Below are 7,514 nucleotides of genomic sequence, written 5' to 3'. Positions count from 1 at the left end.
CCAACCGCTTATTTCGACAGGAATAATGCCCTGGAGGTGATGGATGATTTGGGGTACAAGTACGCGATGACCCAATATATAGAAAGGAAAAGTAGTTATACAATGTCTATGGATAAGGGAAAGGGACATATAGCTGATTTTATTTATGGAGAACGGAATATTTTTGTAGAAAAAGCAACGTATTTTCCTAAAAATAAATCTGTGCTTTTTTATCAAGGACTAAAACACCTTGTAGCTCCAGAGGTTGGAGTTCAGATGTTAACTTTAACGAGAACAAGTTTTATTCGTTATTCCCATCCAGTAGGAATCAATACATTTTGGGCTAACTTTTGGAGTTTAGTACAAGGAGGTAATAAATTTGGTAAGGAATTTGACTACATGAATGAAAATATAATGTATGAAAAAACACGATTAAAATGAAAAGTATAATTAGAACGACTTTATTATTGATAATAATATTGGGAGGATGTAAATACGACACTGCAGAACGGGTAAACAAAGAATTTAATAAAGAGTATCTAAAAATTCGTTCAATGTTTGACAGTTCGCTTGTAACCATATTTCCTTTCTATGTTCATTCTTCATATTCAAGAATTAGAGGATATACTTTGGGTTCATATGAATATTATAGGTTTAACGGAATGATTTTGGAGGTTTCTTACTCGGATTCTCTTGCCCGAGCATTAGCCAATAGTAAATTTAAGATCGCTTATTCTTCACAAGATAGTAATTTGCTGATTGTCGGTAGACTCGGGGAGAGCACTTTGGAACGATATCGGGAATTTGGAAAAAATTATTCTTGGTCGAAAAGTAAAGACTATATACCGGTACCTAATTTTTATGAACATAACTATCCTATTGGAACTCATCCGGGTATTACAGATCCACTAAACAATCGTTTACCGGAGGGATACACGATTTACGTGGTAGACGCCTCGCCCGGGATCTATATCAAAAAAGAGTGGTTGACGGAAGGTTTAGGTCTTCCTCCCGAGTGGAAGAACGGTTATTCCCGGGGCTATGCAATCAGTAGTGATACCACTAAAAATATTATTTACTGGTTAGCGATTTGGTGATTTTATTTGTAAAATAGGGATATAGTTACGGGGGAATGTCTTTTGGGCATTCCCTCGTTTGTTGTTTTATTTGAATTTTGAATATAATGTTTTAAATTTGTTATCGGCGGTAAAGTCCGGGACCGTTTTGACAGCCACCTACACTTACCTGGCCGACGGGACGAAGTTAAGGGTAGCGGACGCGAGCGGTAACGGGTTCTATTACTTGGGTTCTTTGACATACGTTAAAAACAGTGCCGGGATACAGTTAGAAGGTGCGACCACGTCGAGCGGCCGGGTGTTGGTCGCGGCGGGTAGCCGTGTCGGTACCGATATTCGTTACTTCCTGACGGATCACCTCGGTAGCGTCAGGAGTGTCGTTGACCAGACGGGAACCGTGAAGGAGCGAAACGACTACTACCCCTTCGGCACGAGATACAGCCAGTCGGGCGGTAACGTGGATCCCGCCAACCGTCTGAAATACAACGGCAAGGAAGATCAAACCACGGGCAACCTCGATTACCTCGACTACGGTGCCCGGATGTACGACGCCGAGCTGGGACGTTGGTTCAGTGTCGACCCGATGGCCGAAAAGTATTACTCGTTGAGTTCTTATAATTATTGCGCGAATAGTCCGATTTTGTTTATTGATCCTGATGGACAGGCCTTGGATTGGTTTGTTGATGCCGATGGTAGCTTGTATTACGATCCATTTATGAAAAAAGGAGACGAATCGAAGCTTGGAGATTCCTGGAGTTGGTTGGGTGAAAACGGAATGTTCGGAACCCCGGACAGGAATATTTTAAATAAATATTCCAACAAGATATCAAAGAAAGGAATTTCAACAAAAGATTTTTTTATTTCAGGTATAGGGGAATGGCGGAAAGTTGGCTTGCCAACCGCTTATTTCGACAGGAATAATGCCCTGGAGGTGATGGATGATTTGGGGTACAAGTACGCGATGACCCAATACGTGGAAGATAAAACTAGTTATACCATGTATGTAGATAAGGGAAAAGGGCGTATGGCTGACTTTATTTACGGAAAAAGTGATATCCTCGTGGAGAAGGCAACATATATTCCTAAGAATAAATCAGTTTTTGGTTATAAGGGATTAGCTTATATTACTCCTCCTGAATTTAAAAGTTGGCTATTCGTTACAAGTCGAGTAAGTTCTATACGTTATTCTCATCCCGTGGTAATTGAAGCGTCGTGGGCAGGATTTTGGAATTTAGTACAATTTAGCTCAAAATTTGGTAATGAATTTGATTATAGAGATGAAATTGTAAATTATAAAAAACAGGATTAAGATGAAAACTACAATTGGGGTAATTTTCTTATTATTAATAATATTGGGAGGATGTAAATACGATGTAGCGGAACGAGTAAGAAGAGAGTTTAATATGAATTATTTAAAAACATCTTCAATGTTTGACAGTTCGCTTGTATCTATATTTCCATCTTATGTTAATTCTTTACCTGCAAGAATTAAAGGTTACGCGTTACATTCTTTTGAATATTATCGGTTTAACGGCATGGTATTGGAGGTTCCTTACTCGGATTCTCTTGCCCGAGCATTAGCCAATAGTAAATTTAAGATTGCTTATTCTTCACAAGATAGTAATTTGCTGATTGTCGGTAGACTCGGGGAGAGCACTTTGGAACGTTATCGGGAATTTGAAAAAAATTATCCTTGGTCGAACAGTAAAGGCTATATACCGGTACCTAATTTTTATGAACATAATTATCTTTTTGGAACTTCTCGCATTGATCGTGATCCACTAAACAATCGTTTACCGGAGGGATACACGATTTACGTGGTGGATGCTTCGCCCGGGATCTATATCAAAAAAGAGTGGTTGACGGAAGGGTTAGGTCTTCCTCCCGAGTGGAAGAACGGTTATTCCCGGGGCTACGCAATCAGTAGTGATACCACTAAAAATATTATTTACTGGTTAGCGATTTGGTGATTTTATTTGTAAAATAGGGATATAGTTACGGGGGAATGTCTTTTGGGCATTCCCTCGTTTGTTTTATTTTTAATTTCGAATATAATGTTTTAAATTTGTTAGTAGCGGTAAAGACCGGAACCATGTTGACATCCCACTATATTAACTTGGCAGATATGGTTCTGTGTCGATCCGATGGCCGAGAAATATTACTCGTCGAGTTCTTATAATTATTGTACTAATAGCCCTATTTTGTTTATTGATCCGGCTGGAAGATTTTTTGTACTTATTGATCATACGGGAATTACTTTGAAATGAATTGATTTTTAAGATGGTTCCGATGCTATTTTGCAGGTAGCTTTATTATGAAACATTTTTGTTTAAAACAAATTTGTTTCATATATTTGTTTCATAAAACGGATTTTACAATGAATACACCATTTATTTTCGGAAGAATAGCCAAGTCGGAAAATTTCACCGACAGGGAAAAAGAGACCGCGTTGCTGGTCTCTAATTTTAATTCACTCATCAATACGATTATAATCTCTCCGAGACGTTGGGGGAAAAGTTCTCTTGTTGCCAAGGCTGCCGATATTGCAATTTCGCAAAATGAAAAACTCAAGATTTGTAAGATTGACCTTTTTAACGTGCGCAATGAAGAGCATTTTTACGAGCTCCTTGCTATGAACATTCTGAAAACCACCTCTTCGAGATGGGAAGAGTCTATTGATTCGGTTAAAAAATTTTTCACCCGAATTATTCCCAAAATTGTTCTTGCCGGTGATACGCGAAACGAAATCTCTCTTGAGTTCGATTGGAATGAAATAAGAAAAAATCCAGATGAGATTTTAGATTTAGCTGAACGAATTGCGATAGACAAGGGAATTCGTATAGTTGTATGTGTCGATGAATTCCAGAATATTGCCGAATTTAATGATCCGCTTTACTTTCAGAAAAAACTGCGTTCGCATTGGCAGCAACATCAATATGTTTCTTACTGCCTCTATGGAAGTAAACGACACATGATGCTCGATGTATTTACCAATTCGTCAATGCCGTTTTATAAGTTTGGTGATTTGCTGTTTCTTGAAAAAATAGACACCCCTTCGTGGGTTGCATTCATCACGGAACAATTCTCAAAGACAGGTAAAATCATAACCGAAACACAAGCACGCCTGATTGTCGGCTTAGCAGACAACCACCCGTACTATGTTCAACAGCTTGCGCAACAAGCATGGCTTAGGACAAGTGATTCTTGCACGGAAGAGATTGTAAAAGAGGCTCATATCACTATCGTCGAACAATTAAGTTTATTGTTTGTAACGATTACGGAGTCGCTAACCAATAATCAGATAAACTTTTTAAAAGCAATGGTTGCGGGAGAAACAACATTGTCATCAGCCAAGGTGATTGCTCATTACCGCTTAACGTCGTCCGGTAACGTAACTCGTTCAAAAAAATCTCTTATAGAGAAAGATATTTTGGACAATAAAGCGAATAAGCTTTCGTTTCAAGACCCGATGTATTATTACTGGCTTAAAAATCAATATTTTGCATGTGGGTTATAGTCGGAGATATAACCGTCAAACATGGGAGTACTCCGCTTTCGTTCTTTGAATATGGGTATATATTTTTTAATATAGTTAATTGTCAGATGTTTGTGTGAGCTAAAGTTGGGTTATTGAGAGCTGCGCTTTACTAACATGTACAATTTTTGTGGATTTGCTGGTGATCTAAAAAAACTTGATGATGGTTCTTGGATGTGATTTTTGTCACCCCAAAAGAACCGTCCCTGCAAATCACTAATTTTTTGTTTGAATTTATCGTGTAGTAATCCGGAGGGAGAGGGGTGTTGGTGTAAGGGGAACTTGGATAAAAGCTGTTTGTTTCTCTCAATTATTCCTAAATAGATTCTTTGTATAAGATATTGTTCGTATATTTGCGAACAATATAAAAGTATGAAAAAGCCAGAAATGAGTAAACAGGAGAGATTAGCACGGATTGCCAAAGCAATGGGACATCCTCACCGTATAGCAATACTTTCTTTTCTTGCAGGTCAGGATACCTGTTTTTTCGGTGATATTCACGAGATTTTACCCATTGCCAAAGCAACCGTATCACAACATCTCAAGGAGTTGAAAGATGCCGGGCTGATTCAGGGGGAAATTGAAACACCCAAAGTAAGATACTGTATAAATAGAAGAACCTGGGACTTGGCCCGCGAGCTGTTCCAGAATTTCTTGAGAGAATTGCCGGAAAATAAAGATGTATGCTGTTAGCATATATTTTTTATATATAATGTTCGCAATATTACGAATGATAAATAATTACAATTTATGGATAAAAATAAGATCAAAGAGATGGTAAGGCAAAAATACAGTGAGATAGCCTTACAAGATAAAGAGACAAATCAATCCTCCTGTTGTGGTTCCGGCGGATGCTCCACGGAAGTATATCGTATTATGAGTGAGGAGTACAATGAACTCGATGGTTACAATCCGGATGCCGACTTGGGGTTGGGGTGTGGTCTGCCTACTCGATACGCGAAAATTAGAAAAGGGGATACCGTGATAGATCTGGGGAGCGGTGCCGGAAATGATTGTTTTGTTGCAAGAGCGGAAACCGGGGAAACCGGAAAGGTAATCGGTATTGATTTTACTCCTGCCATGATTGCCAAAGCCAGAAAGAACGCTGAAACGCGAGGTTTTAACAATGTCGAGTTTCGGGAAGGGGATATCGAAAATATGCCGGTATCGGATGAGGTTGCCGATGTTATTGTCAGTAACTGCGTTCTTAATCTCGTACCCGATAAACGTGCCGTGTTTGCCGATATTTACAGAGTATTAAAGCCCGGAGGGCATTTTAGCATATCCGATATCGTTCTTACGGGTAATTTGCCGGAGAAGATCAAATCGGCGGCTGAAATGTATGCCGGTTGTGTTGCAAGTGCCATCGATAAAACGGAATACCTCGGTTATGTCGCGGAGGCGGGATTCACGAATGTAATCCTTCAAAAACAAAAACCGATTATAGTACCTGACGATATACTTAAGCGTTATTTGAGTGATAACGAGATTACAGAATATAAAGCTAATCCGACGGTAATTTTCAGTATCACGGTTTACGCGGAAAAGCCAAAATCTTGTTGTTTGTCGAATAGTTGTTGTAAGTAAATCATAAGTACCCCGTAAACCTTGTCATAGTAGCTTACAAATTCGTTTTGCAAGAATTCGGATTATTTTTTATAAAGTGTGAAAGCGCATACGGCTATAGAAAATACGCTATAGTCCAATAGTGTTTTTATATTTAAAAAGAACAGCATAGAAAAAGCGGACGTCAATCATGGGATGCCGCAAAGAAGAGTAGCCAAACGTTTTTGGAACCCTATCAATAACCGTATGCCGAGAATGATTTTATAGATTTATATGTTTCAGCCGGGTATATAGATGTATCGCTGATTTTCAATGTTATCCTCTATGGGTGACTGATTTTATATTTTATTGTAAGTTAAAAAAAATTATTATATTTACGAAGTTGTTGAAATAAATGTTGTTTGTGAGGACATGTGTGATAACAAATGAATATTTGTAGTATGAAAATAGAAATTTTAGATTCAAAAAAACAGATCGGACTTTTATTATTGAAAGGAGTTTGGTTGTGCTCGTTAGTAGGGCTTGCAATCGCTCTTTTTATGGTAATTCAATGTTACGTGACCGGGGAAACCGGTGAAGTTTTGGGAAAACAGTTGTTTTATACTAAAATAGGGTTTGTCGCGTCTACTTTACTCGGAGTCGCTATGATTTTCACGCGTCGTTATGTTAATAAAGCCGTGCTGCAGGTTATCCGGTTTACGGGAATTTTTTACGGCATTTGTTTGGGAAGACTTACCAAAGATATGAGTAATAGGCATTCAGGCGGTATGGCTTGGAGCGATCTGACCGTAGAGTGGTATAATGTCGTTGCGATTTCTATCGTCATTATCGTGCTTTTGTTTACTTACCATTGGGTTTATATCCGGGTTAGACGGGAAACGGTATAAACAGATGTTGATTTTATGAAGGAAAATGTACATGTATCATTGGACGAGGAGGGGATTAGAGTCACGATATTATCCTTGGAGAAACAGGCTTTAGAGCGATGGAATCATGGAGATCCGGATGGGTTTATAGAGTTGTCATCCGATGATGTCGTTTACTTCGATCCCGCTTTGGAAAATAAACTTGAAGGTAAGAAAGCCTTAGAGGAATATTATGATCGTGTCCGGGGGAAGGTTAAAATAGATTTGTATGAGATGATACGGCCTGTTATATTGTTATCCTCGGAGACTGCCGTCTTAGCGTACGATTATGAGGCTCATGGGGATGGGCAGGTGTTTAGAATGCATTGTACAGAGGTGTATAAGTCAGATTCATCCGACCGATGGCGGATCGTGCACACGCATTGGTCTTTTGTCTTGCCTAACCATTGATGTTTTTCGGGGACGGTTTCAAGCACGAAAATGTATTTTGAA

The 7,514-nt window shown here is 38.8% G+C and carries 9 protein-coding genes; all 9 read left to right on the top strand.

Annotation, left to right across the window (positions count from 1 at the left end; all coding sequences use genetic code 11):
* Positions 1-420: hypothetical protein (locus DMB45_RS14430; protein ID WP_237143315.1), on the top strand; the 420-nt coding region annotated here is incomplete at its 5' end.
* Positions 417-1,076: a hypothetical protein gene (locus DMB45_RS14425; RefSeq protein ID WP_041504529.1), complete on the top strand. Its 660-nt coding sequence runs from the start codon at positions 417-419 to the stop codon at positions 1,074-1,076. The genes DMB45_RS14430 and DMB45_RS14425, both read left to right, overlap by 4 nt.
* A gap of 97 nt (positions 1,077-1,173) precedes the next feature.
* Entirely contained in the window at positions 1,174-2,364 is a 1,191-nt protein-coding gene (locus DMB45_RS14420; RefSeq protein WP_235375113.1) for an RHS repeat domain-containing protein, read from the top strand.
* A gap of 1 nt (position 2,365) precedes the next feature.
* Positions 2,366-3,025 carry a hypothetical protein gene (locus DMB45_RS14415; protein WP_041504527.1) on the top strand — a complete coding sequence of 220 codons (660 nt, stop codon included), beginning with the start codon at positions 2,366-2,368 and terminating at the stop codon, positions 3,023-3,025.
* Positions 3,026-3,432: 407 nt separating this feature from the next.
* Positions 3,433-4,572, top strand: a complete 1,140-nt coding sequence (locus DMB45_RS14410) for an AAA family ATPase (protein ID WP_041504713.1) — start codon at positions 3,433-3,435, stop codon at positions 4,570-4,572.
* 390 nt (positions 4,573-4,962) lie between these two features.
* Positions 4,963-5,283 carry an ArsR/SmtB family transcription factor gene (locus DMB45_RS14405; protein WP_041504525.1) on the top strand — a complete coding sequence of 107 codons (321 nt, stop codon included), beginning with the start codon at positions 4,963-4,965 and terminating at the stop codon, positions 5,281-5,283.
* Between the two features lie 57 nt (positions 5,284-5,340).
* On the top strand, positions 5,341-6,177 hold the full coding sequence (locus DMB45_RS14400; RefSeq protein WP_041504524.1) for an arsenite methyltransferase: 837 nt from the start codon (positions 5,341-5,343) through the stop codon (positions 6,175-6,177).
* Positions 6,178-6,596: 419 nt separating this feature from the next.
* Positions 6,597-7,043 (top strand): hypothetical protein, encoded by a 447-nt coding sequence (locus DMB45_RS14395; protein WP_041504523.1) that lies wholly within the window; start codon positions 6,597-6,599, stop codon positions 7,041-7,043.
* Positions 7,044-7,058: 15 nt separating this feature from the next.
* Complete coding sequence (locus tag DMB45_RS14390) at positions 7,059-7,472, top strand: YybH family protein (protein WP_041504522.1); 414 nt, start codon at positions 7,059-7,061, stop codon at positions 7,470-7,472.
* The last annotated feature ends 42 nt before the right edge of the window (positions 7,473-7,514 follow it).

The organism is Sanguibacteroides justesenii, assembly GCF_003204205.1.
Taxonomy (GTDB): Bacteria; Bacteroidota; Bacteroidia; order Bacteroidales; family Marinifilaceae; genus Gabonibacter; species Gabonibacter massiliensis.
Note: the sequence above shows the minus strand (reverse complement) of the source record. Positions and strands in the feature narration are given on the sequence as shown.

What these genes read in the sequence shown, in the direction of transcription:
- DMB45_RS14425 (WP_041504529.1), top strand. Translation starts at nt 417, where the DNA reads ATGAAAAGTATAATTAGAACGACTTTATTATTGATAATAATATTGGGA.
- DMB45_RS14415 (WP_041504527.1), top strand. Translation starts at nt 2,366, where the DNA reads ATGAAAACTACAATTGGGGTAATTTTCTTATTATTAATAATATTGGGA.
- DMB45_RS14410 (WP_041504713.1), top strand. Translation starts at nt 3,433, where the DNA reads ATGAATACACCATTTATTTTCGGAAGAATAGCCAAGTCGGAAAATTTC.
- DMB45_RS14405 (WP_041504525.1), top strand. Translation starts at nt 4,963, where the DNA reads ATGAAAAAGCCAGAAATGAGTAAACAGGAGAGATTAGCACGGATTGCC.
- DMB45_RS14400 (WP_041504524.1), top strand. Translation starts at nt 5,341, where the DNA reads ATGGATAAAAATAAGATCAAAGAGATGGTAAGGCAAAAATACAGTGAG.
- DMB45_RS14395 (WP_041504523.1), top strand. Translation starts at nt 6,597, where the DNA reads ATGAAAATAGAAATTTTAGATTCAAAAAAACAGATCGGACTTTTATTA.
- DMB45_RS14390 (WP_041504522.1), top strand. Translation starts at nt 7,059, where the DNA reads ATGAAGGAAAATGTACATGTATCATTGGACGAGGAGGGGATTAGAGTC.